This is a genomic window from Clostridium sp. 1001275B_160808_H3 (assembly GCF_015550425.1).
Taxonomy (GTDB): domain Bacteria; phylum Bacillota; class Clostridia; order Clostridiales; family Clostridiaceae; genus Clostridium.
In genome coordinates this window covers 47,555-72,025 of the sequence record NZ_JADNAT010000014.1, presented here as the reverse complement: position 1 = coordinate 72,025, position 24,471 = coordinate 47,555, and the positions used below count along the sequence as shown (strand labels likewise).

40 protein-coding genes are annotated in these 24,471 nt (G+C 32.8%); all 40 read right to left on the bottom strand.

Annotated elements, in window-relative coordinates:
* Window positions 1-38: 38 nt before the first annotated feature.
* The 40 genes from I2A75_RS11970 to rplC all read right to left on the bottom strand — a co-directional run bounded on the left by I2A75_RS11970 (window position 39) and on the right by rplC (window position 24,436).
* Window positions 39-881: a fumarate hydratase gene (locus tag I2A75_RS11970; protein ID WP_195264733.1), complete on the bottom strand. Its 843-nt coding sequence runs from the start codon at window positions 879-881 to the stop codon at window positions 39-41.
* Window positions 882-1,478: 597 nt separating this feature from the next.
* Window positions 1,479-2,168: an N-acetylmuramoyl-L-alanine amidase CwlD gene (gene cwlD, locus I2A75_RS11965; protein WP_195264731.1), complete on the bottom strand. Its 690-nt coding sequence runs from the start codon at window positions 2,166-2,168 to the stop codon at window positions 1,479-1,481.
* Window positions 2,169-2,296: 128 nt separating this feature from the next.
* Complete coding sequence (locus I2A75_RS11960; RefSeq protein WP_195264729.1) at window positions 2,297-3,913, bottom strand: Na/Pi cotransporter family protein; 1,617 nt, start codon at window positions 3,911-3,913, stop codon at window positions 2,297-2,299.
* Window positions 3,914-4,506: 593 nt separating this feature from the next.
* Window positions 4,507-4,899 (bottom strand): 30S ribosomal protein S9, encoded by a 393-nt coding sequence (gene rpsI / locus I2A75_RS11955; protein WP_195264727.1) that lies wholly within the window; start codon window positions 4,897-4,899, stop codon window positions 4,507-4,509.
* A 26-nt stretch (window positions 4,900-4,925) separates the two neighbouring features.
* Window positions 4,926-5,360, bottom strand: a complete 435-nt coding sequence (gene rplM / locus I2A75_RS11950) for a 50S ribosomal protein L13 (RefSeq protein WP_008681152.1) — start codon at window positions 5,358-5,360, stop codon at window positions 4,926-4,928.
* 217 nt (window positions 5,361-5,577) lie between these two features.
* Window positions 5,578-6,312 carry a tRNA pseudouridine(38-40) synthase TruA gene (truA, locus tag I2A75_RS11945; protein ID WP_195264724.1) on the bottom strand — a complete coding sequence of 245 codons (735 nt, stop codon included), beginning with the start codon at window positions 6,310-6,312 and terminating at the stop codon, window positions 5,578-5,580.
* A 27-nt stretch (window positions 6,313-6,339) separates the two neighbouring features.
* The gene (locus I2A75_RS11940) at window positions 6,340-7,143 is read right to left on the bottom strand and encodes an energy-coupling factor transporter transmembrane component T (RefSeq protein WP_195264722.1); all 804 of its coding nucleotides are present in this window, start codon (window positions 7,141-7,143) and stop codon (window positions 6,340-6,342) included.
* Between the two features lie 11 nt (window positions 7,144-7,154).
* Complete coding sequence (locus tag I2A75_RS11935) at window positions 7,155-8,015, bottom strand: energy-coupling factor transporter ATPase (protein WP_195264721.1); 861 nt, start codon at window positions 8,013-8,015, stop codon at window positions 7,155-7,157.
* Entirely contained in the window at window positions 8,000-8,845 is an 846-nt protein-coding gene (locus I2A75_RS11930) for an energy-coupling factor transporter ATPase (protein ID WP_195264719.1), read from the bottom strand. Before I2A75_RS11930 ends, I2A75_RS11935 begins: the two co-directional genes overlap by 16 nt.
* Window positions 8,846-9,060: 215 nt before the next feature.
* On the bottom strand, window positions 9,061-9,402 hold the full coding sequence (gene rplQ, locus I2A75_RS11925; RefSeq protein WP_008681157.1) for a 50S ribosomal protein L17: 342 nt from the start codon (window positions 9,400-9,402) through the stop codon (window positions 9,061-9,063).
* Between the two features lie 14 nt (window positions 9,403-9,416).
* Window positions 9,417-10,364: a DNA-directed RNA polymerase subunit alpha gene (locus I2A75_RS11920; RefSeq protein WP_097033900.1), complete on the bottom strand. Its 948-nt coding sequence runs from the start codon at window positions 10,362-10,364 to the stop codon at window positions 9,417-9,419.
* 102 nt (window positions 10,365-10,466) lie between these two features.
* The gene (gene rpsD / locus I2A75_RS11915; protein ID WP_195264718.1) at window positions 10,467-11,087 is read right to left on the bottom strand and encodes a 30S ribosomal protein S4; all 621 of its coding nucleotides are present in this window, start codon (window positions 11,085-11,087) and stop codon (window positions 10,467-10,469) included.
* Between the two features lie 23 nt (window positions 11,088-11,110).
* Window positions 11,111-11,503 carry a 30S ribosomal protein S11 gene (rpsK, locus tag I2A75_RS11910; protein ID WP_008681161.1) on the bottom strand — a complete coding sequence of 131 codons (393 nt, stop codon included), beginning with the start codon at window positions 11,501-11,503 and terminating at the stop codon, window positions 11,111-11,113.
* Between the two features lie 15 nt (window positions 11,504-11,518).
* Window positions 11,519-11,884 carry a 30S ribosomal protein S13 gene (gene rpsM / locus I2A75_RS11905; RefSeq protein WP_016205878.1) on the bottom strand — a complete coding sequence of 122 codons (366 nt, stop codon included), beginning with the start codon at window positions 11,882-11,884 and terminating at the stop codon, window positions 11,519-11,521.
* A 220-nt stretch (window positions 11,885-12,104) separates the two neighbouring features.
* Window positions 12,105-12,218: a 50S ribosomal protein L36 gene (gene rpmJ, locus I2A75_RS11900; protein WP_016205879.1), complete on the bottom strand. Its 114-nt coding sequence runs from the start codon at window positions 12,216-12,218 to the stop codon at window positions 12,105-12,107.
* Window positions 12,219-12,262: 44 nt separating this feature from the next.
* Window positions 12,263-12,481, bottom strand: a complete 219-nt coding sequence (gene infA, locus I2A75_RS11895) for a translation initiation factor IF-1 (RefSeq protein WP_066889870.1) — start codon at window positions 12,479-12,481, stop codon at window positions 12,263-12,265.
* A gap of 7 nt (window positions 12,482-12,488) precedes the next feature.
* Window positions 12,489-12,800 carry a KOW domain-containing RNA-binding protein gene (locus I2A75_RS11890; protein WP_195264707.1) on the bottom strand — a complete coding sequence of 104 codons (312 nt, stop codon included), beginning with the start codon at window positions 12,798-12,800 and terminating at the stop codon, window positions 12,489-12,491.
* A gap of 51 nt (window positions 12,801-12,851) precedes the next feature.
* Window positions 12,852-13,601, bottom strand: a complete 750-nt coding sequence (map, locus tag I2A75_RS11885; protein WP_195264706.1) for a type I methionyl aminopeptidase — start codon at window positions 13,599-13,601, stop codon at window positions 12,852-12,854.
* Window positions 13,601-14,251 (bottom strand): adenylate kinase, encoded by a 651-nt coding sequence (locus I2A75_RS11880; protein WP_195264704.1) that lies wholly within the window; start codon window positions 14,249-14,251, stop codon window positions 13,601-13,603. The genes map and I2A75_RS11880 overlap by 1 nt, the downstream gene beginning before the upstream one ends.
* Window positions 14,252-14,273: 22 nt before the next feature.
* Window positions 14,274-15,548 carry a preprotein translocase subunit SecY gene (gene secY, locus I2A75_RS11875; protein WP_195264702.1) on the bottom strand — a complete coding sequence of 425 codons (1,275 nt, stop codon included), beginning with the start codon at window positions 15,546-15,548 and terminating at the stop codon, window positions 14,274-14,276.
* Window position 15,549: 1 nt separating this feature from the next.
* Window positions 15,550-15,990 (bottom strand): 50S ribosomal protein L15, encoded by a 441-nt coding sequence (rplO, locus tag I2A75_RS11870; protein ID WP_008681170.1) that lies wholly within the window; start codon window positions 15,988-15,990, stop codon window positions 15,550-15,552.
* A 21-nt stretch (window positions 15,991-16,011) separates the two neighbouring features.
* Window positions 16,012-16,191, bottom strand: a complete 180-nt coding sequence (gene rpmD / locus I2A75_RS11865) for a 50S ribosomal protein L30 (RefSeq protein WP_008681171.1) — start codon at window positions 16,189-16,191, stop codon at window positions 16,012-16,014.
* A gap of 12 nt (window positions 16,192-16,203) precedes the next feature.
* Entirely contained in the window at window positions 16,204-16,701 is a 498-nt protein-coding gene (gene rpsE, locus I2A75_RS11860) for a 30S ribosomal protein S5 (protein WP_008681172.1), read from the bottom strand.
* 19 nt (window positions 16,702-16,720) lie between these two features.
* Window positions 16,721-17,083, bottom strand: a complete 363-nt coding sequence (rplR, locus tag I2A75_RS11855) for a 50S ribosomal protein L18 (RefSeq protein ID WP_195264690.1) — start codon at window positions 17,081-17,083, stop codon at window positions 16,721-16,723.
* Between the two features lie 20 nt (window positions 17,084-17,103).
* Window positions 17,104-17,646 (bottom strand): 50S ribosomal protein L6, encoded by a 543-nt coding sequence (rplF, locus tag I2A75_RS11850; RefSeq protein ID WP_008681175.1) that lies wholly within the window; start codon window positions 17,644-17,646, stop codon window positions 17,104-17,106.
* Between the two features lie 63 nt (window positions 17,647-17,709).
* Window positions 17,710-18,108 (bottom strand): 30S ribosomal protein S8, encoded by a 399-nt coding sequence (rpsH, locus tag I2A75_RS11845; RefSeq protein ID WP_016205888.1) that lies wholly within the window; start codon window positions 18,106-18,108, stop codon window positions 17,710-17,712.
* A gap of 31 nt (window positions 18,109-18,139) precedes the next feature.
* The gene (locus I2A75_RS11840) at window positions 18,140-18,325 is read right to left on the bottom strand and encodes a type Z 30S ribosomal protein S14 (protein ID WP_008681179.1); all 186 of its coding nucleotides are present in this window, start codon (window positions 18,323-18,325) and stop codon (window positions 18,140-18,142) included.
* A 15-nt stretch (window positions 18,326-18,340) separates the two neighbouring features.
* Window positions 18,341-18,883, bottom strand: a complete 543-nt coding sequence (gene rplE / locus I2A75_RS11835) for a 50S ribosomal protein L5 (RefSeq protein ID WP_008681180.1) — start codon at window positions 18,881-18,883, stop codon at window positions 18,341-18,343.
* 22 nt (window positions 18,884-18,905) lie between these two features.
* A complete protein-coding gene (gene rplX / locus I2A75_RS11830; protein WP_195264688.1) occupies window positions 18,906-19,220 on the bottom strand; it encodes a 50S ribosomal protein L24 in 315 nt (104 codons plus the stop codon).
* Between the two features lie 17 nt (window positions 19,221-19,237).
* Window positions 19,238-19,606 (bottom strand): 50S ribosomal protein L14, encoded by a 369-nt coding sequence (gene rplN / locus I2A75_RS11825; protein WP_008681183.1) that lies wholly within the window; start codon window positions 19,604-19,606, stop codon window positions 19,238-19,240.
* A gap of 28 nt (window positions 19,607-19,634) precedes the next feature.
* Window positions 19,635-19,889, bottom strand: a complete 255-nt coding sequence (gene rpsQ / locus I2A75_RS11820; protein ID WP_008681184.1) for a 30S ribosomal protein S17 — start codon at window positions 19,887-19,889, stop codon at window positions 19,635-19,637.
* A gap of 22 nt (window positions 19,890-19,911) precedes the next feature.
* The gene (gene rpmC, locus I2A75_RS11815) at window positions 19,912-20,124 is read right to left on the bottom strand and encodes a 50S ribosomal protein L29 (RefSeq protein WP_008681185.1); all 213 of its coding nucleotides are present in this window, start codon (window positions 20,122-20,124) and stop codon (window positions 19,912-19,914) included.
* Window positions 20,124-20,558, bottom strand: coding sequence for a 50S ribosomal protein L16 (gene rplP / locus I2A75_RS11810; protein ID WP_008681186.1), 435 nt, complete (start codon window positions 20,556-20,558; stop codon window positions 20,124-20,126). The genes rpmC and rplP overlap by 1 nt, the downstream gene beginning before the upstream one ends.
* A 17-nt stretch (window positions 20,559-20,575) precedes the next feature.
* Window positions 20,576-21,244: a 30S ribosomal protein S3 gene (rpsC, locus tag I2A75_RS11805; RefSeq protein WP_195264686.1), complete on the bottom strand. Its 669-nt coding sequence runs from the start codon at window positions 21,242-21,244 to the stop codon at window positions 20,576-20,578.
* A 19-nt stretch (window positions 21,245-21,263) separates the two neighbouring features.
* Window positions 21,264-21,599, bottom strand: coding sequence for a 50S ribosomal protein L22 (gene rplV, locus I2A75_RS11800; protein WP_008681188.1), 336 nt, complete (start codon window positions 21,597-21,599; stop codon window positions 21,264-21,266).
* A gap of 21 nt (window positions 21,600-21,620) precedes the next feature.
* On the bottom strand, window positions 21,621-21,905 hold the full coding sequence (gene rpsS, locus I2A75_RS11795; RefSeq protein ID WP_136006846.1) for a 30S ribosomal protein S19: 285 nt from the start codon (window positions 21,903-21,905) through the stop codon (window positions 21,621-21,623).
* 68 nt (window positions 21,906-21,973) lie between these two features.
* The gene (gene rplB, locus I2A75_RS11790; RefSeq protein ID WP_195264684.1) at window positions 21,974-22,807 is read right to left on the bottom strand and encodes a 50S ribosomal protein L2; all 834 of its coding nucleotides are present in this window, start codon (window positions 22,805-22,807) and stop codon (window positions 21,974-21,976) included.
* Between the two features lie 64 nt (window positions 22,808-22,871).
* Window positions 22,872-23,162 (bottom strand): 50S ribosomal protein L23, encoded by a 291-nt coding sequence (gene rplW, locus I2A75_RS11785; RefSeq protein ID WP_008681192.1) that lies wholly within the window; start codon window positions 23,160-23,162, stop codon window positions 22,872-22,874.
* Window positions 23,162-23,782, bottom strand: a complete 621-nt coding sequence (gene rplD / locus I2A75_RS11780) for a 50S ribosomal protein L4 (RefSeq protein WP_195264682.1) — start codon at window positions 23,780-23,782, stop codon at window positions 23,162-23,164. Before rplD ends, rplW begins: the two co-directional genes overlap by 1 nt.
* A 24-nt stretch (window positions 23,783-23,806) precedes the next feature.
* On the bottom strand, window positions 23,807-24,436 hold the full coding sequence (gene rplC / locus I2A75_RS11775; RefSeq protein ID WP_195264680.1) for a 50S ribosomal protein L3: 630 nt from the start codon (window positions 24,434-24,436) through the stop codon (window positions 23,807-23,809).
* Window positions 24,437-24,471: the final 35 nt, after the last annotated feature.

The window sequence follows — 24,471 nt, the reverse complement described above, 5'->3', positions numbered from 1 at the left end:
TCTTTTCTTATTTCTTTATTTTCCACAATTTTATCCCCCTATAAAATTATTTCTTTGTGCCTAGTTGCATGACAACTTATATTTACAGCCACAGGCAATCCTGCTATATGTGTTGGATATGTTTCAATATTAAGACCTAACGCCGTGGTCTTTCCACCAAAACCTTGTGGCCCTATTCCAAGACTATTTATTTCTTTTAGTAGCTCTTCCTCTAAATCACTATAGAACTTATTATTATGTCCATTATTTATAGGTCTTAATAAGGCTTTTTTTGCTAAATATGCAGCTTTATCGAATGTTCCCCCTATGCCTACCCCTATAATCATAGGAGGGCATGGATTAGGACCAGCTTCTTTTACTACCTTTATTATAAAATCCTTAACTCCTTGTATTCCATCCGAAGGTTTAAGCATCTTTATTTGACTCATATTTTCTGAACCAAATCCTTTTGGGGCAACAGTTATTTTTACTTTATCACCAGGAACTATATCATAATATATTATAGCTGGAGTATTATCATTGGTATTGACCCTATCTATAGGATCCTTAACTACAGATTTTCTTAAATATCCTTCTTCATATCCTCTTCTAACACCTTCGTTTATAGCCTCTTCAAGACTTCCTCCTACTATATGAACATCTTGTCCAATCTCCATAAAAACACATGCTATACCTGTATCTTGACACATTGGCATTTTTTCATTCCTTGCCACTTCTGAGTTTATCATTATTTTATCCAGTATATCATTAGCTAATCCCCAAGTTTCTTCCCTTTTAGCAATACTTAAAGCTTCATACACATCATTAGATAAATTATAATTTGAATCTATGCACAATCCCTTAATAGCATCTTTAATTTTTTCAACACATATAGTCTTCATAAATATATCCTCTCCCTAACTTAATGTATTTTTTGTTAAAATATTAAATTATACTAGTTGAAAATTTATATATTTCAAAAAACTTTATAGATATATCAGTAATGCATCTATTTTTTATCAAAAGTCAAAAACAACTTATTCATATTTATATCAATATAAAGCTTTTCATAAATATTTTATCATATTTTTAAATAATAAAAACTATATATTAATAAACATGTTTAAGGAGAGTATGTAATGAATATAAATTTAAGTAAAATTGCTAAATTTATAGTTTATTTTATTATTGCTATTTTAGTCTTATTTATAATTTATACTTTAATTACTTTCATTAATTTTAAAGAAATACCTCCAAACAGCCTCAAGGTAAACAGCTTTATTTTTTCTTAAATAAATATTTGATTATCTAATTTAATATTTAAGGCTATAAGCTACATAACCAAAGTATATATAATAATTAAATTTCATCAACATTAATTGTTAATAAAATAAAGCAAGATATATTATACAAATGTAATATATCTTGCTTTTACTTAATATAATATAAAAAACTTTTTCGACAACATCTTTTTATATATTTCCCAGGAAACCATCTTATTAATTTACTATTTTATTTATTTCTTCAAAATATTTGTCTATTCCCAATGATATTCCTTGAACTATTGCATTTTGATGTTCTTCTGTTTGTAGCCTTTGCTCCTCTTCTGGATTAGATAAAAATCCACATTCTACTAAAACAGATGCACCTTCATACTTATCTCTTAATATTAAATAAGAATCTCCAGCAGGTTTTGATACTCTTTTATTATTATCCTTAACTGTCTCCTTAATTGATTCTTGTATATTATCAGCTAGCTTTTTACTTATTTCATTAGATGCATGCCAAACTTGAGCTCCGTAACATTTAGATTGCGGAAACATATTTTGATGAATTGACACAAAAACATCACACTTTGTCTCAGCCTTTAAATCTCTTCTCTTTTTAAGATCTTCCCTCTTCTTTTCTTTTATTGTAGCCCCCTTTTTTTCTAAGCCCTGATCTCCTTCTCTTGTTAAATAAACCTTATATCCCTTATTCTCTAAAACATCCTTAAGCTTTAAGCTTATTTGAAGGTTTATATCTTTTTCTATCACACCTGATTTTGATTTTGCCCCACCATCAAATCCACCATGTCCTGGATCAATTAGTATTATCTTTTGATTTGTTTCTTCTGCAAAAACTTTGATAGGTACAATACATGATAGTGATATAATTATACATAAAATTATTGATTGTAATTTTTTCATTTGTTTGCCTCCATAATATTTATAAAAGTACTTGTAAAAATATTATGTCCATATTATTGATTTTTCTTTCTAATAAAAAAATCCCCAGTATTAGGATTTAATATCCTATACTAGAGATTTTTATATTTTTAGCTATTTTCTATAACACTTTCTGCTATGTTTGTTGAATGGTCTGAAATTCTTTCTAAATTACTTAATAAATCTAAGAATATAGCTCCTGCATATGCATTACAAGTTCCATCATAAAGTCTCTTTATATGAAGTTCTCTATATTTCTTTTGTAATCTATCAACTTCTGATTCTATGTCTTCAATACTTTTAGCCTTTTCTACATCCTTTTTTGCATAGCTATCTATAGCTACTTGTAAAGCCTCATTAGTTTTATTATACATATTATTTATTTGTTCTAATGCTTGATTACTATATTCAAGTTTTTTAGAAATTTTTTGTGATGTTAAATCTGCTATATTTTCAGCATGATCACCTATTCTTTCTATATCATTTATAACATGGAATGTTGCCGCTACTATACTTAGCTCTTTATCAGATAAGTCACATTTAGAAAGCTTAACTAAATAATTTGTGATAGCTTCATTTAATGTATTTATAATAACTTCATTGTCATAAACTTTTTTAATTAGCTTTTCATCATTTTTTTCAAAAGCTTCTAATGCTAAAGCTAATCCTTTCTTAGCTTTCTTAGCCATTCTTAATGTTTCTTTAGCAACTTGTCCTGCTGCTATAACAGGAGTTTCTAATAATCTATCATCTATATACTTTGGTCCTGGTTTATCCTCTTCATCATCTCCTGGAATAATTCTATTTACAGTTTTAATCAATATGCCAGTTAAAGGTAGCATTATTGCAGTATTTACTATATTAAAGACTGTATGAGCATTAGCAATTTGTCTACTAACATCTTCTGGGCTTATAGTTGATACTACATCACCTAAAATACCACTAATTAACACCGGTATAAATATTAACGTACCGCCTAAATTAAATATTAAATGTAAAATTGCAGCTTTATGTGCAGTCTTATTTGTACCAACTGATGCAAGCATTGCAGTAATACATGTGCCTATATTACATCCAAATACTATAGGAAGGGCATCATATATATTAATTGCTCCTGCAGTTGCTAAAGCTACTAAAATCCCTGTAGTTGCTGATGAACTTTGTAGAATAGCTGTTATAACTGCTCCTGCTATAATTCCTAAATACCACTTATCTCCTACTGTTGATAAGATATTATTGAAAATAGGTGAAGCAGTTAAAGGTTTCATTGCAGCACTCATTTGCCCCATTCCAACAAATAGTATACCGAAACCTAATATTATGTTACCTATGTCTTTTCTCTTTTTACCCATAGCAAACATAACCATAAACGCCCCTACAAAAACAAATAATGGAGCAATCTGATCTAATTTAAATGCAACTAATTGTGCAGTAATTGTAGTACCTATATTGGCACCCATTATAATCCCTGCCGCTTGAGCTAAATTCATTAGCCCTGCATTTACAAATCCAACTACCATTACAGTTGTAGCGCTACTACTTTGTATTACTGCTGTAACTATTGCTCCCACTATAACAGCTATAATTGGATTTTTAGTTACTTTTTCAAGAATTGACTTTAATCCATCACCAGCAGCATTTTCTAAGCCGTCTCCCATTATTTTCATACCATAAATAAATAGACCTAGTCCGCCAAGTAACTGTATAATAACCTTTAATGATTCCAAAGTTATTCTCCTTTTCAACATTATTTTTACATTTTTAGTTTACAATATTTTTTTACATTTGTTAAGTAATTAAATATATTTTTAACATGATTTTAATATAGTAAAACTTACTTTATTTAGTTTTTATATTCTTAATTTGAACTTTTATGTTTTTAAGATATATTAGCTGAAGTTAATCTCTAGCTTATATTATCTATATTTCCAATTACCACTATGCTCTATAAGCCAATTAAGCTCTCCAAAGCACCTTTTTCTTTTCATTTGCTATAACAATAAACTGTAAAAATTCTTACTAACATTTCTCCTATTTGTATAAACCTTTCGCTACTTGCATCCTATATGAACAAACTTGGTTCTAACATCTTCTGTTAATTTTTCTTACATTTCTTTTGGAATAACAGTAAAAATGCATATATTCATTTCACTATCTTTTTCATATATAAAAAGAATCTCTTCTGATATTGTCTCATATAGTTTCTATCCCTATAATTCTCACTCTTTCTAGCTTCAAAAGTTTAACACTATTATAAATTAAAATAAAAAAAATAAATCCCACAACCATAAGGTTTGTGGGATTTTTGAAGTTCCATATATTATCTCTTTGAGAATTGTGGAGCTCTTCTTGCCTTTTTAAGACCGTATTTCTTTCTTTCTTTCATTCTTGGATCTCTAGTTACGAAACCTGCCTTCTTTAATTCTGGCTTTAAGTTTTCGTCAGCTTTTACTAAAGCTCTAGTTATTCCGTGTCTGATAGCTCCAGCTTGACCTGTGAATCCACCACCGTGAACGTTAACTAAAACGTCAAATCTATCCTTAGTTCCAGTTAAAACTAATGGTTGGTTAACTATCATTCTTAAAGTTTCTAAACCGAAATAGTTTTCTATTTCTCTATTATTTATAACTACTTTACCGTTTCCTGGTACAAGTCTAACTCTTGCGATTGATTTTTTTCTTCTTCCAGTACCCATGTATTGAACTTTTGCCATTTTTTATTCCTCCTCCCGAGCGCGTATTAGTACTTTAATTCAAGTACTTCTGGTTTTTGAGCATCATGTCCGTGCTCAGTACCTCTATATACTTTTAGCTTCTTAAGCATTTTTCTTCCTAAAACTCCTGTTGGAAGCATTCTTCTTACAGCTTCTTCGAAAGCGAATTCAGGCTTCTTTGCTAATACTTCTCTGTATGGAGTCTCTTTTAATCCACCTGGATATAAGCTGTGCTTTCTCATTAATTTTTGATCTAACTTCTTACCAGTTAAAACAACCTTTTCTGCATTGATTACGATAACGAAATCTCCACAGTCAACATTTGGTGTAAATGTTGGTTTATTTTTTCCTCTTAAAATTGATGCAACTTGGCTAGCAACTCTTCCTAGTGGCTTTCCAGCAGCGTCAACAACATACCATTTTCTTTCAACTTCTTGTGCTTTAGCAATGTATGATTTCATGTTTTTCCCTCCCTGAACTTACATTTGTGCTTTACTTATTAAGTACTGCTTTTATGTCAAGACCCGGGGCTAGTGGATCTTATATACATAAATTATTCTAACAAACATACATTATTATAATACACGCTTACGGGCGTGTCAACTATTTTAAGTAATTATTTTAATTAATTATTTAAACTAATTATTTAAACTAATTATTTAAAATCATTGTTATATTCTAATAATAAACTTTTTCTAATACTAAGCCAGTTGCTGGGACACATATTCCGGCTTTTTTTCTATCTTTACTGTGTATTATATTTTGCACTTCTATTGGATCAATTTTATTAGATCCCACCATTATTAATGTTCCAACTATTATTCTTACCATATTATATAAAAAGCCATCACCAGTAACATAAATTTTTATTACGTCATTTTGTACATCTATATGTAAATCTGATATTGTTCTTACAGTTGTCTTTACCGAACTTCCACTACTCTTAAATGCCATAAAATCTTTAGTTCCTATAAAGTATTTACATGATTCTTTCATATCTCCTATATCTAATTTACGCTTTACATGATACACATAATCTTTTCCTATTGCAGAATTAACATCTCTATTTAATATAGAATAAGAATAAGTCTTCCCTTTTGCACTATATCTTGAATGAAAATCTTCTTCTACTTCCTCAGATTTTAAAATTACTATATCATTAGGTAATCTATAATTAATAGCTTCTCTAAATTTTTCTGATGGTATTTTACTATTGGTTTTAAAATTAGCTACAAATCCTCTTGCGTGAACTCCAGCATCTGTTCTTGAACTTCCGATAACCTCAACCGCTTCATTAGTTAAGAGGCTAATAGCCTCTTCTAATGTTTCTTGAATTGTTGCTCCTATCTTTTGCTTTTGCCATCCTAAATAATTTGTTCCATCATATTCTAAAGTTAGTTTAATATTTCTCATATTTTTAATCACCTTTGCTCATATTACTTAAATAGCAAATCTAACCAATAAACTTCCTACAAATAAAATAGAAAATACAGCAAATGCTATAGCATCTCTATTTGTAAATTTCAGCTGTTTCATTCTTGTTCTTCCATTGCCACCTCTATAAGCTCTAGCTTCCATTGCCATTGCAAGTTCATCAGCTCTTCTAAATGAACTAATAAATAGTGGTACTAATAATGGTATCAGACTTTTTGCCTTTTGAATTATTCCGCCAGTTTCAAAATCCGCTCCTCTTGCTTTTTGTGCCATCATTATTTTATCTGTTTCATCCATTAATGTTGGTATAAATCTTAATGCTATCGTCATCATCATTGCAAGTTCATGAGCTATTTCTTTACCAATTGGCCTTAATAGTCTTTCTATACCATCTGTTAGTTCGATTGGTGATGTTGTTAATGTCAGTACAGATGTACCCATTATTAAGAAGATAAGTCTTAATGCCATAAATGCAGCTGTTCTTAATCCTTCTTCATATACTTTCAAAAATCCTAGCTCAAATATTAGTGTATCTGCTGTTCCCTTAATCATAAAAATATTTAAAACCGCAGTAAATATTATAAGAAAAAATACAGGCTTTAATCCCTTATATAAATATCTAGGTGGCAATTTAGCAATATATACTGTTAATGCTAAAAACCCAACAATTAATATATATCCAATAAACTTATCTACGACAAATAAGGATATAATAAATAATATTGATAATAGTATCTTTGTTCTAGGATCTAACTTATGAACAAAAGTTTCACCTGGTATGTATTGACCTATAGTTATATCTTTTATCATTTTTGCTCCCCCTAGCTCTTAACTTCCTTTAATATTCTTAATAGCTCTTCTTTTCCTTGCTCTATAGTATAAACTTCATCTGAAACATTAAATCCTCTTCTTTTTAATTCTCGCATAAGGTAAGTTACTTGTGGAACTGCAAGACCTATATTTTCTAATGTTTCAACTTCCTTAAATACTTTAGCCGGTGCTCCTTCTAAAGCTACCGCTCCCTTATTCATAACTATTATTCTTTCAGCAAGCTTACCTACATCCTCCATGCTATGGCTAACTAATATTATAGTCATTTTATATTCATCATGTAATATCTTTATTTGATTTAGAATATCATCTCTACCTTTTGGATCTAAACCTGCTGTTGGCTCATCTAATATAAGGACTTTAGGTTCCATAGCAATTACACCTGCTATCGCTACTCTTCTCTTCTGCCCTCCACTTAAATCAAATGGAGACTTATTTCTATAAGTATCATAATCAAGCCCCACCATTTCCATAGACCTTTTTACTCTTTTTGTTATCTCTTCATCGGATAAACCTAGATTTCTTGGCCCAAATTCTATATCTTTTTCTATAGTTTCTTCAAATAATTGATATTCTGGATATTGGAATACTAACCCTACCTTTTTTCTAATATCAGTAAGCCTTACACCTTCCTTTGTAATGTCTTCCCCATCAACTATTATTCTTCCTGATGTGGGCTTAAGCAATCCATTCATATGTTGAATTAACGTTGATTTGCCCGATCCCGTATGACCAATAAGTGCAACAAATTCACCTTCATTTATCTCTATATTAACATTATTTAAAGCCACTTTTTCAAAAGGGGACTTTGGCATATATACATGTACTAAGTTCTCTATTTTAATTGACATAACGCATCCACCATTTCATCTACATTTAAAATATTTGTATCTATATTTATACCGTTATTCTTTAATTCATAACAAAGTTCAGTAACTTGAGGAACATCTAAACCGATGTCCTTCATTTGCTTTACATTAGAAAACACTTCTCTTGGTTTTCCCTCCAAAATTATCTTTCCATCATCCATAACAAGTACCCTATCTGCCTGTGCTGCTTCATCCATATAATGAGTTATAAGAACTATAGTAATCCCATATTTCTCGTTTATTTCTTTAATATTATTTAATACTTCTCTTCTTCCTGAAGGATCTAACATTGCAGTAGGCTCATCAAAAATTATGCATTCTGGCTTCATAGCTAAAATTCCAGCTATCGCAATTCTTTGCTTTTGTCCACCTGAAAGCAAATGAGGTGCATGTCTTCTATATTCATACATTCCAACTTTTTTTAAACTTTCATCTACTCTTTTTCTTATTTCTTCTGGAGGAACACCTAGATTTTCGGGTCCAAAAGCAACATCTTCTTCAACTATAGTTGCTACTAACTGGTTATCAGGATTTTGAAAAACCATTCCAGCCTTTGCTCTTATTTTCCATAAATTATTAGGATCCGATGTATCTAAACTATCTACAATTACAGTGCCTTCAGAAGGCATAAGTAACGCATTCATATGCTTAGCTATAGTAGATTTCCCTGATCCATTATGACCTAAAACTACTAAGAATTCACCCTTTTCAACTTCAAAACTAACGCCATTTACAGCGTATCTTTCCTCTTCTCCCTCATGTGCTCTATATTTAAAAGATACATCATTACATTTAATCATTGTTTCTTTCATATATAGCCCTCCTTTTATCGCTTAACTTATCGCTTAACTTATATCTTAAATATTATATAAAAACTTATTAGTGTATATACATTTAACATAAGAATATTATAATATACATTTGCTTAATTACAATTACTTTATAATAAATTTATAAGATCTTATATAATATTTAAATTTGAATATGTAAAAATGGGGACTAAGTTATTAACTTAATCCCCTGTATATTATACTAATTCAAGTATAACAACTTCTGCTCCGTCCCCTCTTCTTGGACCCTTTTTGTACATTCTAGTGTATCCACCATTTCTTTCTGCGTACTTTGGAGCAACATTGTCAAATAGGTTTTGAACTACTTCTTCTTCATTTACAAAAGCTAAAACTTGTCTTCTAGCGTGAAGGTCACCTCTTTTTGCTAAAGTGATCATCTTTTCAGCTAATTTTCTTGTTTCTTTTGCTCTTGTTTCAGTTGTTTCTATTTTACCATGCTTTAAAAAGCTTGTAACAAGGCTTCTTAGCATAGCTCTTCTTTGGTCAGTAGGACGACCTAATTTACGATAACCTGCCATGTGGATTTACCTCCTTACTCATCGTTTAGTCTTAATCCTAAGCCTAATTCCTTAAGCTTTCTTTCGACTTCCTCTAAAGATTTCTTTCCTAGATTTCTTACCTTCATCATATCATCCATTGATTTTCCAGCAAGTTCTTGAACTGTATTTATTCCAGCTCTCTTTAAACAGTTATATGATCTAACTGATAAATCTAGCTCTTCTACAGTCATTTCTAGTACTTTCTCTTTTTTATCTTCTTCTTTTTCTATCATAATCTCTACATCATTAGTACTATCTCCTAATGACATAAATAATTTGAAATGTTCTATAAGTATTTTTGCTGATAAGCTTATAGCTTCATCAATCTTTATAGTTCCATTAGTCCAGATTTCTAAAGTTAATTTATCGTAGTCAGTAATTTGACCAACTCTTGTATTTTCAACAGTAAAATTAACTCTTTTTACTGGTGTATAAATTGAGTCAACAGCTATAGCTGATAATGGAAGGTCTTCACTCTTATTTTTATTTTGAGTAACATATCCTCTTCCTCTATTAACTGTAATCTCCATATATAACTTTGCATTATCATCTAATGTAGCAATATGAAGATCCTTGCTTACAACTTCAACATCTCCATCAGTTTTAATATCTGCACCTGTAACTACTCCTGGTCCTTGAGCATCTATATATATTGTCTTTGGACCTTCACCATTCATAATTAATGCTAAAGATTTAATGTTTAAGATTATTTCTGTAACATCTTCTTTAACACCTTGTACAGTTGAAAATTCATGTAGTACTCCATCTATCTTTACTGAAGTTGGAGCTGCACCTGGAAGTGATGATAAAAGTATTCTTCTTAAAGCATTTCCAAGAGTTATACCATATCCTCTTTCCAATGGTTCAACTACATATTTACCATAAGTACCATTTTCATTTGCTTCTATACATTCTATTATTGGCTTTTCGATTTCTAACATGCACAAACCCTCCTTATATTTTAAATGGCAACATTATTCTGAGGGCAACTGCTTATATATTTGTATTGTAAGAAAAATCTTAACAATACAAATACTAAACTATTACTTGCTGTATAACTCAACGATAAGAGTTTCATTAACTGGAACGTCAATATCTTCTCTTGATGGCTCAGCAACTATTTTACCTGAATAATTTTCAACATTTGCTTCTAACCACTTTGGTAATGTCTTTGGATTTTCAATAAATGTCTTGAATTTTTCAGTTCCTCTGCTCTTTTCTGTTACTAATATTTCATCGTTAACAGAAACCTTGTATGAAGGAATGTCAACTTTCTTACCATTTACTAAGAAATGTCCATGATTAACTAATTGTCTAGCTTCAGCTCTTGAAGCACCATAACCTAGTCTGTAAACAACGTTATCTAATCTCATTTCTAATAACTTAAGTAAGTTTTCACCAGTGATACCCTTCATATGATCAGCCTTTTCATAGTAAGCTCTGAATTGGCTTTCTAATACTCCGTATATTCTTCTAGCTTTTTGCTTTTCTCTTAATTGTACGCCATAGTTAGATAGTTTTTTCTTAGCTGCTCCATGTTGTCCTGGTGCATAACTTCTTCTAACAAAAGCACATTTATCTGTATAACATCTATCCCCTTTAAGGAATAATTTCATACCTTCTCTTCTACATAATCTACATGTAGCTCCAGTATATCTTGCCATTAATTACACCTCCTATATGAATACTAGACTCTTCTTCTCTTTGGTGGTCTACATCCGTTGTGTGGGATTGGAGTAACGTCTTTAATTAAAGTTACTTCTAATCCTGCCGCTTGTAAAGATCTTATAGCTGCTTCTCTTCCAGCTCCTGGTCCCTTTACATATACTTCTATACTCTTTAATCCGTGTTCCATAGCTGCTTTAGCTGCTGTTTCTGCTGCCATTTGAGCTGCGAATGGAGTACTCTTTCTTGATCCTCTGAAGCCTAAAGCTCCTGCGCTTGACCATGATAGAGCATTTCCTGCCGCATCAGTTAAAGTAACTATTGAGTTATTGAAAGTTGATTTGATGTGTGCAGCACCATGCTCAACGTTCTTTCTTTCTTTTCTTCTTCTAGTCTTTTTAACTTTTTGAGCCATCGAATTCCCTCCTCACTACTTCTTCTTATTTGCGATAGTTTTCTTTGGACCTTTTCTAGTTCTTGCGTTAGTCTTAGTCTTTTGACCTCTAACTGGAAGACCTTTTCTATGTCTTATTCCTCTGTAACATCCAATTTCTACTAATCTTTTAATGTTTAAAGCAACTTCTCTTCTTAAGTCACCTTCAATTGTTAAAGTCTTTACGTATTCTCTAATTTTTGTTACTTCTTCTTCTGTAAGATCCTTAACTCTTGTGTCAGGATTAACTCCTGTTTCTGCTAAAATCTTATGTGAAGTAGAAAGTCCTATACCGTATATATATGTTAGACCTATTTCAACTCTTTTTTCTCTTGGTAGGTCTACGCCTGAAATTCTTGCCATTAAAACTTACACCTCCTGATATTGAAATGCATACAACTTTAATTATATGTGTGTATTTTATATATAAAATCCTAGGTCAGTAGAGCATATCTCTACTGTCAGCCGCACCTAAAATTTATCCGCTTAATTAAATGCCTATATAATCATATTTGACTTTAAGTGAAAAGTCAATAAATTTTACATAGTAAAATAATACTTTTTTGCCTATACTTTGATTGTATTAGCCTTGTTTTTGCTTGTGCTTAGGATTTTCACAGATAACCATTACTTTTCCTTTTCTTCTTATAATCTTGCACTTTTCGCAAATAGGCTTAACTGATGGTCTTACTTTCATCGCTAACCCTCCTTGTAATACTTCGTGGTAGTCTTTTGCTACCTTTATTTAGCTCTCCATGTAATTCTACCTCTTGTTAAATCGTATGGAGAAAGTTCTATTGTAACCTTATCTCCTGGTAGAATTCTTATGAAGTTCATTCTTAATTTTCCTGATATATGTGCTAGAATCTTGTGACCACTCTCTAGTTCAACTTGGAACATAGCATTTGGTAGTGCTTCTAGTACTGTACCTTGCATTTCTATTACATCATCTTTTGACATAAGGTAATCAACCCTCCTTAACAATGCCTTTAAGTTTTAGAAATCTTTTTATTTTTAAATCAGTACCTCTATCTTTTGATATGATAGATGCTTTAATCTCATCATCTACATCCTCTAAAACATTTATATGTTTTAAATTCTTTTTTTTAGGCATCTGAACTGTTTTAGTGCTCCCATTACTAAGAATTACATAATTATCACTTAAATGACCTATTATCACATATAAATGATTTTTATCTCTTCCTGTTTTTGAAAGAACCATTTTCCCAATTAAGTCATTGTTTTGCAAACTTTTCACCTCGATGATTACCTTAGCCATAAATCTACAAGCCACCTTTTGGTATCATGCGAATTTATAACTAAGCAACACTTATTTAATCAGTGTTAATATTTCGGGTCCATCTGGTAAAATTACAATAGTATTTTCGTAGTGTGCAGATAGACTTCCATCACTAGTTACTACAGTCCAGTCATCATTTAATGTTTTTACTTTATAGCTTCCTGAATTAACCATAGGTTCAATGGCTAAAGCCATTCCTTGAACCAACTTTGGACCTCTACCGGGTTTACCAAAGTTAGGTACATCTGGATCTTCGTGTACAACTCTACCTATACCGTGTCCTACGAAATCTCTTACTACAGCGAAACCTGAAGCTTCTATGTAGCTTTGTATTCCATGTGATATATCAGTAAGTCTGTTGCCAACCTTAGCATATTCTATGCCTTTAAAGAAACTTTGTTCAGTTACTTTAATTAACTTATTAGCTTCTTCACTAACATTTCCTACTGCAAATGTTCTTGCAGCATCTCCGTGAAAGCCATTAAGATAAGCGCCACAGTCTACACTAACTATATCTCCATCTTTTAATACATAACCTCCTGGGATCCCATGAACTACTTGCTCGTTAACAGATATACATAGTGAAGCTGGAAATCCATACAGCCCTTTAAATGAAGGCTTTGCTCCATGCTTAGTTATAAATTCTTCTGCTATCCTGTCTATTTCAGCAGTAGTTATTCCTGGTCTTACTTTTTCTTCAACTAGTAGTAGTGTTTCTGCTACTATTTTACCTGCTGATCTCATTAGATCAATCTCTTTGTTGTTTTTAATGATTATCATTATTCAACACTCCCTAAGATATTACAGATACCTTCGAATACTTCATTAATAGCTTTTGTTCCATCTACAATTGAAAGTAAGTTTCTTTCTTTATAAAAATCAATCAGTGGTTGTGTCTGTCTCTCATACACATCAAGTCTTTCAGATACAGTTTCTTCTGTATCATCTTTTCTTTGGATTATATCACTTCCACAAACATCGCATTTTCCTACAATAGCTGGTGGATTAAATTTTATATGATAGCTAGCTCCACATGATGGACAAACTCTTCTACCTGTCATTCTTTCTAATATAAATCCAGTAGGTACTTCAATTAGTAAAGCAGTATCAAGATTTTCATTTCTTTCTAAAAGAAATTCTTGAAGTGCTTCTGCTTGATTGACTGTTCTTGGGAAACCATCTAATAAGTAACCATTTTTACAGTCATCTTGTTGCAGTCTATCTTTTACCATATTAATAGTAACTTCATCTGGTACTAACTGTCCTTTATCGATGTGCTTCTTAGCTTCTACCCCTAATGGAGTGTTTTCAGAAATATTCTTTCTAAAAATATCCCCAGTAGAAATATGTGGTATTGAGTATCTATTACTAATTGATTTTGCCTGTGTTCCCTTTCCTGCTCCAGGAGGACCTAATAATACTATCTTCACGGGCATCATCTCCATTATTAATCTATTTTAAGAATCCTTGATAATGTCTCATTACTAATTGTGAGTCTAATTGTCTTGAAAAATCAAGTCCAACTCCAACCATAATTAATAATGATGTACCACCAAATTGAATTCCTTGTAATTGCGTATTTGAAATTAATATTGGTAGTATTGCTAGTAAAGCAGCGAATACTCCTCCAACTAATGATACTTTAGTAAGTACTTTTTCAAAATACTTTTCAGTTGCATCTCCCGGTCTAATTCCTGGTACAAATCCTGCTGACTTATGCAGATTTTCTGCCATTTCATCAGGCTTAAATGTAATTTGTGTATAGAACCAAGTGAAGAAAATAGTTAATAATGAATAAGCTACTGGATACATCCATGTTTTTTCATTAAAAATACTATACTTACTTGTAACCACACTTTGTACCCAAGTTGTATTCGGGAAAAATTCTGCAATTGTTTTAGGGAACATCATAACTGACATAGCAAAGATTATTGCTATAACAGCTGATCCAATTATACTTAAAGGTATGTGAGTGCTTTGCCCTCTCATAACTTTATTTCCAACAGCTTTACCAGCATATTGGACTGGAATTCTTCTTTCTGCTAATGAGAAGAATATTACTACTCCTAATAATGCAATTGCAAAAACTACAAATAGTAAAATTTCAATTATATCAATTTTCCCTTGATCCTTTAATGTAAATAATGACATTAAAGTTATAGGTAACTGAGATACTATATTCACGAATATTAATATGGATATACCATTTCCAAAACCTTTAGCTGTGATTTGATCACCTAACCACATACAGAATGTTGATCCTGCAACTAATGCTACTAATACAACAACCATTCCAGTCCATTGCATTCCAACTGCTGCACCTTTTGCTGCAACCATGCTATATGTTCCAAAAGCAAGAACAAATCCTATAACTATTGATAATATTCTTGTTATCTTTTGTATCTTCTTTCTGCCTTCTTCACCCTCTTTAGAAAGTTGCTCTAAAGATGGTATTGCTATAGTCAATAATTGAACTATTATTGAGGCATTAATATATGGTGTTACACTTAAAGCAAATATACTAAATTGTCTAAACGCTCCACCAGATAACAAATCATAAAAACCAAATATAGTTCCACTGCTAGCTAAATCTTTTAAAACATCTGTGCTAATTCCAGGAACAGGAATATGCGTTCCTATCCTGAAAATTGCAACTAAAAATATAGTCCATATAAATCTCTTTCTTAATTCGGGAACCTTCCAGGCATTACGTAGGGTTGATAGCATACTAAATCACCTCAACTTTTCCTCCAGCTGCTTCTATCTTTTCAGCCGCTGATTTTGAGAACTTACATCCTTTAACAGTTAGGCTCTTCTCTAATGTTCCGTTTCCTAAAATCTTAACTCCATCTTTTACTTTGTTGATAACTCTTCTTTCAAGTAAAACTTCTGGTGTTATTTCTGTTCCATTTTCAAATATATTTAATCTGTCAACATTAATGCTAACATATTGCTTAGCAAATATATTTGTAAATCCTCTCTTAGGAAGTCTTCTGTATAATGGCATTTGACCGCCTTCAAATCCTGGTCTTACGCCACCGCCTGATCTAGCATTTTGGCCTTTTTCACCTTTTCCGGCATTTCTACCTAAACCTGAACCAGTACCTCTACCAACTCTCTTTGGAGCTTTCTTACTTCCTGCTGCTGGTTTTAATTCATGAAGTTTCATTACTCAATGCACCTCCTCTTATTAAACTTCTTCTACTTTTAGTAGATAGTCAACTTTGTTGATCATTCCTCTGATTTGAGGAGTTTCTTCATGTTCTACTGTCTTACCGATCTTTTTAAGTCCAAGGGCATGTGCAGTAGCAATATGGTCTTTCTTTCTTCCAATTAAACTCTTTACTAGAGTAACTTTAATTTTTGCCATTGCTTTTCCCTCCTAACCTAAAATTTCTTCTACAGTTTTGCCTCTTAATTTAGCTATATCTTCAGCTGTTCTTAAGCTTGCTAAACCGTTAATTGTAGCATTTACCATGTTTTTAGGATTGTTTGAACCTAATGACTTAGCTCTAACATCCTTTAATCCTGCTAATTCTAATACAGATCTTGCTGGACCTCCAGCGATAACTCCTGTACCTTCTTTAGCTGGCATTATAAGAACCTTACCAGTTCCGAATTTTCCATATATTTGATGAGGAACAGTTGTTCCAACTATTGCAACACTTACTAAATGTTTCTTAGCGTCTTCTATTCCTTTTTTAATTGCTTCTGGGATTTCTATTGACTTACCCATTCCAACGCCTACGTGTCCGTTTTCGTCACCTACAACTACTAAAGCGCTGAATCTGAAGTTTCTACCACCCTTAACAACCTTAGTTACTCTGTTTATGTTAACAACCTTTTCCTTAAGGTCTAGTGTGCTAGGATCGATTCTCATGTATTTCCCTCCTTGTTTATTAGAATTTTAAGCCTGCTTCTCTTGCAGCTTCAGCTAAAGTTTGAACTCTTCCGTGATATACGTATCCACCTCTATCGAATACAACTTCTGAAATTCCCTTTTCTAAAGCTTTCTTAGCTACTAATTCACCAACCATTTTAGCTGCTTCTTTGTTGCCACCTGATTTTGCATCGAATGCTTTATCTAAGCTTGAAGCTGAAACTAAAGTTACTGAATTTACATCATCTATAATTTGAGCATATATGTTTTTTTCACTTCTATATACTGAAAGTCTTGGTCTTTCAGGAGTACCAGAAATTTTCTTACGTACTCTTAGGTGACGTCTTTCTCTACTAGCTTTTCTGTCTACCTTTTTGAACATAAAGATTTCACTCCTTTCTATTATTTCTTACCAGTTTTACCTTCTTTACGTCTGATTACTTCGTTATCATATTTAATTCCTTTACCCTTATATGGTTCAGGTTTTCTCCATGATCTTATATCAGCCGCAGCTGCTCCAACCTTTTCCTTATCGATACCCTTAACAACAACTTTAGTTGCAGCTGGAGTTTCGAAAGTTACACCTTCGATTGGTTCTATTTCAACTGGATGTGAATATCCTAAGTTCATTACAAGCTTTTTACCTTGTAATTGAGCTCTGTAACCAACACCAATTAGTTCTAAGCTCTTTTCAAATCCTTTTTCAACTCCGATTATCATGTTATTGATTAACGCTCTAGTTAAACCATGAAGAGCTCTGTGCTCTTTTTGATCGCTAGGTCTAGTTACAACAACTTGGTTGTTTTCAACTGCTATATTCATGTCTTTATTCATAGCTTTAACAAGTTCGCCCTTTGGACCCTTAACTGAAACAACGTTATCTGCTGAAACAGCTACAGTTACGCCTGCAGGTATAGCTATAGGTAATCTACCTACTCTTGACATAATCGCACCTCCTGTTTTACTTGTTCTGATATATGTTAATCTAGTTACTTTCTACTTTGGAAATTACCAAACGTAGCAAACTACTTCTCCGCCTAATCCAGCTTTTCTTGCTTCTCTATCAACTAATAAACCTGATGAAGTTGATATTATAGCAATTCCTAGTCCGCTTAGTACCTTTGGAATTTCATCTTTCTTGCAGTAAACTCTTAGTCCTGGTTTAGATATTCTCTTTATACCAGTTATAACTCTTTCTTTATCTGCGCCATATTTAAGAGATATTCTTAACATTGGAACAACACCATCGTTATATTCCTCTAATTCTTTAATATATCCCTCTTGTAATAATATATTTGCAACAGCCTTCTTCATATTTGATGAAGGAACTTCTACTACTTCATGTCTTACAGCATTTGCATTTCTAATACGTGTTAGCAAATCTGCGATAGGATCTGTCATAACCATTTAATGTGCCTCCTTTCACTACATCAGTTTCTTACCAACTTGCTTTCTTACAACCAGGGATTTGACCCTTATAAGCAAGTTCTCTAAAACATATACGGCAAATACCGAACTTCTTTAATACTGAATGTGGTCTTCCACATATTCTGCATCTTGTATAAGCTCTTGTTTTATATTTAGGTTCTTTTTTCCACTTTTCAATAATAGCCTTACGTGCCACGGTTTTCCCTCCTTATTATTGAGCAAATGGCATACCAAGGAATCTTAATAATTCTCTTGCTTCTTCGTCAGTGTTAGCTGTTGTTACGAAGATAATATCCATTCCTCTAACCTTATCGATTTTATCGTATTCAATTTCTGGGAATATTAATTGCTCTTTTACTCCTAGTGAGTAGTTTCCTCTACCATCAAAAGCTTTGCTTGAAACTCCTCTGAAATCTCTAACTCTTGGAAGAGCAATAGCCATTAATTTATCAGCAAATTCATACATCTTTGCCTTTCTTAATGTAACCTTACATCCTAAAGCCATGTTTTCTCTTATCTTGAAGTTAGCAACTGATTTCTTTGCTCTAGTTAAGATTGGCTTTTGACCTGCAATTATGCTTAAATCATTAACTGCAGCTTCTAATATTTTTTGATTGTCCTTAGCTTCTCCAACTCCCATGTTGATAACTATTTTTTCAAGCTTTGGAACTTCCATTATATTTTTATATCCGAACTTTTCAATCATAGCTGGAATTACTTCTTTTTGATACTTCTCTTGAAGTCTTGTTGTCATAATTAGTACCTCCTTTCAGATTCTAGAATGTTTCTCCACACTTCTTACAAGCTCTAACCTTAGTACCGTCCTCTAAGATTTTGTTGCTAATTCTTGTAGCATTTTTGCATTTTGTGCAGTATAACATAACTTTTGAGCTGTATATAGCTCCTTCTCTTTCAATTATTCCGCCTTGAGCATTAGCTCTAGTTGGCTTTTGGTGCTTTTTAACTATATTAACTCCTTGAACAATAACTTTGCCTGTTTTAGGATATACTTTTAAAACTTCACCAGTTTTTCCTTTATCTTTACCTGAAACAACTACAACTGTGTCGTTCTTTCTAACATGTACCTTCAAATGAGACACCTCCTCTATTATAGAACTTCAGGTGCTAATGATAAAATCTTGTTAAATTCGTTATCTCTTAGCTCCCTAGCAACTGGTCCGAAGATACGAGTTCCTCTTGGTTGCTTATCATCCTTTATAATAACAGCTGCATTTTCATCAAACTTAATGTATGAACCATCAGCTCTTCTTAATCCTCTAACTGATCTAACTATAACAGCTTTTACAACGTCTCCTTTTTTAACAACTCCGCCTGGTGTTGCACTTTTAACGCTAGCAACTATTACATCTCCAATGTTACCGAACTTTCTCTTTGATCCGCCTAAAACTCTTATGCACATTATTTCCTTTGCACCTGAGTTATCTGCTACCTTTAGTAAGGTTTGTTGTTGTATCATTGAATTACCCTCCTTTCAGTCTTAAAGCCTATTTAGCTTTTTCAACTATTTCAACAAGTCTCCATCTCTTATCTTTAGATAATGGTCTAGTTTCCATAATTAAAACTCTATCATTCATTTTAGCTTCATTGTTTTCATCATGAGCTTTAAACTTAGTTGTTCTATTAACTGTCTTACCATATAATGGGTGTCTAACCTTAGTTTCAACAGCAACAACTATTGTCTTATCCATTTTATCTGAAACAACTCTACCTATTTTTTTCTTTCTTAATCCTCTTTCCATTAAGAGTTACCTCCTTTCAGATTTACTGCTCGAAAGCCCTGATCTCTTCTTCTCTTATGATGGTTTTGATTTGGGCTATAGATTTTTTTACTTCTCTTATTCTCATAGGATTTTCTAATTGACCTGTAGCTAATTGGAATCTTAAGTTGAATAACTCAGCCTTAAGGTCATTTAATTTAACCTTTAAATCTTGAGGATTATTTGCTCTTAATTCTTTTAATTCTCTAGCCTTCATTATTCTTCACCACCCATTTCCTCAAAATCTCTTCTTGTAACGAATTTACACTTTACAGGAAGCTTGTGTGATGCAAGTCTCATAGCTTCTCTTGCAACTTCTTCATTAACTCCTGATAGTTCGAATAAAACTCTACCAGGTTTAACTACTGCTACCCAATATTCTGGTGAACCTTTACCTGAACCCATTCTTGTTTCAGCTGGTTTCTCAGTTACTGGCTTATCTGGGAAAATCTTTATCCAAAGTTTTCCTCCTCTTCTGATATATCTGTTTATAGCAATTCTGGCAGATTCTATTTGATTACTAGTTATCCAACCACAAGTTGTAGCTTGAATACCAAAATCTCCGTATGCAAGGAAATTACCTCTTGTAGCTTTTCCTTTCATTCTACCACGTTGTACCTTACGATGCTTAACTCTCTTAGGCATTAACATGACTAATTCCTCCTTTCTTATGCGTTAACTTCTTCCTTCTTTTCAACTTTTTTAGTTGGAAGAACTTCTCCATTATAAACCCAAACTTTCACACCGATCTTTCCATAAGTTGTATCAGCTTCAGCAAATCCATAATCGATATCTGCTCTTAAAGTTTGTAGTGGAATTGTTCCTTCATGATATTGTTCAGTTCTAGCTATTTCAGCTCCACCTAATCTACCTGAGCAAGCTGTCTTAACACCTTTAGCTCCAAGTTTCATAGCTCTTTGGATGCTTTGTTTCATAGCTCTTCTAAATGATACTCTTTTTTCTAATTGTGCAGCTATATTTTCTGCCATTAATTGAGCATCTGCTTCAGCATTTTTAACTTCAACTATATTTATTAATAAGTTTTTGTTATCAGTTACTTTAGCTAATTTAGCTTTTAAAGCTTCTATTCCTGCTCCACCTTTTCCGATTATAACACCTGGTTTAGCAGTATATATATTTAACTTAACTCTCTTAGCAGCTCTTTCAATTTCAATCTTTGAAATACCAGCTGAGAAAAGTTCTTTCTTTACGAATTCTCTGATCTTGTTATCTTCTATTAGATTGTCTGCAAAGTTCTTCTTTGAAGCATACCACTTAGCATCCCAATCTTTGATAACTCCTACTCTAAGTCCGTGAGGATGTACTTTTTGACCCACTTGATTTCCCTCCTTCTTTCTAAGCTCTTTCTTTAACTACAAGTGTTATATTACTTGTTCTCTTGTTAATTCTAAATGCTTTTCCGTGATCCATTGGTCTAAATCTCTTTAATGTTGGACCTGCACCAACGAATGCTTCTGCTACATATAATCTTTCTACGTCCATTTCATGATTATTTTCTGCATTAGCAACAGCTGATTTTAAAACTTTATTTATAACAACAGCTGCATCTTTTGGAGTATATTGTAAAATAGCGAAAGCCTCTTGAATATTTTTTCCTCTTATTAAATCAAGAACTACTCCTACTTTTGTTGGAGACATTCTAACATATTTAGCTATAGCTCTAGCTTCCATTTATGTTCCTCCTTTCCGGGATTACTTTCTTTTTCTTGCTGCTTTTTCGTCATAATCGTGTCCTCTGTAAGTTCTTGTTAATGCGAACTCACCAAGCTTGTGTCCAACCATGTCTTCGCTAACGAAAACTGGAACATGCTTTCTTCCATCGTGAACAGCAATTGTATGACCAATCATTTGTGGGAATATTGTTGAACTTCTTGACCAAGTTTTAACAACCTTCTTATCTCCACTAGCATTCATTTCTTCAATTTTCTTTAAAAGTCCTTCATGTACAAAAGGCCCCTTTTTTGTTGATCTACTCACTATAATTTGCCTCCCTTCATAATCTATAGGCTGACAAGCCATGAAGAGAAATTTAGATTCTCTTCATACTACTTATCGTTTCTTCTCTTTATTATGAATCTGTCAGAATACTTCTTATTCTTTCTTGTCTTGTATCCAAGTGCTGGTTTACCCCATGGAGTAACTGGACTTGGTCTACCGATTGGTGATCTACCTTCACCACCACCGTGAGGGTGATCATTAGGGTTCATTACAGAACCTCTAACTGTAGGTCTCCATCCCATGTGTCTCTTTCTACCTGCTTTACCGATATTGATTATATCGTTAGTAGTATTTGATACAGTTCCGATTGTAGCTCTACATTCGATTCTTACATATCTCATTTCGCCTGAAGGTAATCTTAATGTTGCATAGTTTCCTTCTTTAGCCATTAATTGTGCTGTAGTACCAGCTGATCTTACCATTTGAGCACCCTTACCAACTTGTAACTCAACGTTGTGAACGAAAGTACCTACTGGTATGTTCTTTAATGGAAGAGCATTACCTGCTTTAATATCAGCGTCTGGTCCTGAAACTATAACATCTCCAACTTTTAATCCAACTGGAGCAATTATATATCTCTTTTCACCATCAGCATATACAACTAATGCAATGTATGCTGTTCTGTTTGGATCGTATTCTATTGTTGCAACCTTTGCAGGAACACCATCCTTATTTCTCTTGAAATCTATTATTCTATATTTTCTCTTAGCTCCACCACCGTGGTGTCTAACAGTTATTTTACCTTGAGCATTTCTACCACCAGTTTTGTTTAAAGAAACAAGAAGTGATTTTTCAGGTGTACTTGTTGTAATTTCTTCAAAAGTAGCCATTGTCATTTCTCTTCTTGATGGGGTAGTTGGTCTAAACTTTTTAACTGCCATGTAAATTCCCTCCTTACTTTAAGCTTCTCTGGTACTTATGTACCAATAATACGCTTTATTTGCGTTATTGCATTCCTTCAAAGAATTCTATATTCTTGCTGTCTGCTGTTAAAGTGATAACAGCCTTCTTGAAGTCTGCTCTCTTTCCTACATGTACGCCCATTCTCTTTGTTTTTCCCATAGTTCTTATTGTTTGAACTTTTTCAACCTTAACGCCGAAGATTTCTTCTACAGCTTTCTTGATTTGAACCTTGTTTGCATTAATTTGAACTATGAAAGTGTACTTTTTGTCTGCCATAGCAGTCATACTCTTTTCAGTGATAACAGGCTTTCTTATTATATCATAGCTTGTCATTATGCGTACACCTCCTCGATTTTTGATACAGCATCCTTAGTTATGATTAATTTCTCAAACTTTAATAAATCATAAACATTGATGTTGTTAACTGGCATGATTTGTACATCAGCAATATTTCTAGCTGATTTGTAAAGTACTTCATTTGATTCTCCAGTTACTATTAAAGTTTTCTTTGCATCAAATGCTTTTAAAACTTCAACCATTTTCTTAGTCTTTGGAGCTTCGAATGCTAATGTTTCTAACACTACCATTTGTCCGTCTTGAACCTTGCTAGTTAATGCAGATTTCATAGCTACTCTTCTCATGCTCTTTGGTACTGACATTCTATAGTCTCTTGGTTTTGGTGCGAATACTATACCACCTTTGATCCATTGTGGAGCTCTAATAGAACCTTGTCTTGCTCTACCAGTTCCCTTTTGTCTCCAAGGCTTGATTCCGCCTCCTCTAACCTCAGCTCTTGTCTTAGCTGATTGAGTTCCTTGTCTCTTGTTTGCTAATAAAGCAACAACAACTTGATGCATAGCATCAGTGTTAACTTCAACTCCGAACACATTATCATTTAATTGGATATCTCCAACTTGTTTTCCTTCTTGATTAAATAATCCTACTGTAGGCATCCTGTTTCCTCCTTTCTACAGAAATTAAGCTTTAACTGCGTTTCTTATTACTACTGTACCTTTGTTAGGTCCTGGGATACCACCCTTGATTAGTATTAAGTTCTTTTCAGCTATAACCTTAACTACTTCTAAGTTTAATACTGTTGTGTTAACAGCTCCCATATGTCCTGGCATATTCTTGTTCTTGAAAGTTCTTGATGGATCTGATGAAGCACCCATTGAACCTACTGCTCTGTGGAACTTAGAACCGTGACTCATTGGTCCTCTGTTAGCATTCCATCTCTTGATAACACCTTGGAATCCCTTACCTTTAGAAACTCCAGATACATCAATTTTATCTCCAGCTTCAAATAAATCAGCCTTTATTTCTTGACCAACTTCATAAGCTGAACAATCTTCTAATCTGAACTCTTTTAATTTTCTCTTTAATGAAACTCCTGCTTTAGCATAGTGTCCCTTCTTTGGCTTGTTAACTAACTTTTCTCTAACATCTCCAAAACCTACTTGTATTGCTTCATAACCATCTTTTTCGATAGTTTTCTTTTGAACAACAACACATGGGCCAGCTTCTACTACTGTTACAGGAACTACTTTTCCGTTTGCATCGAAAATTTGAGTCATTCCTATTTTCTTTCCTAATATAGCTTTTTTCATGTATTTACACCTCCTAAACGTATTAGCGGATTGTT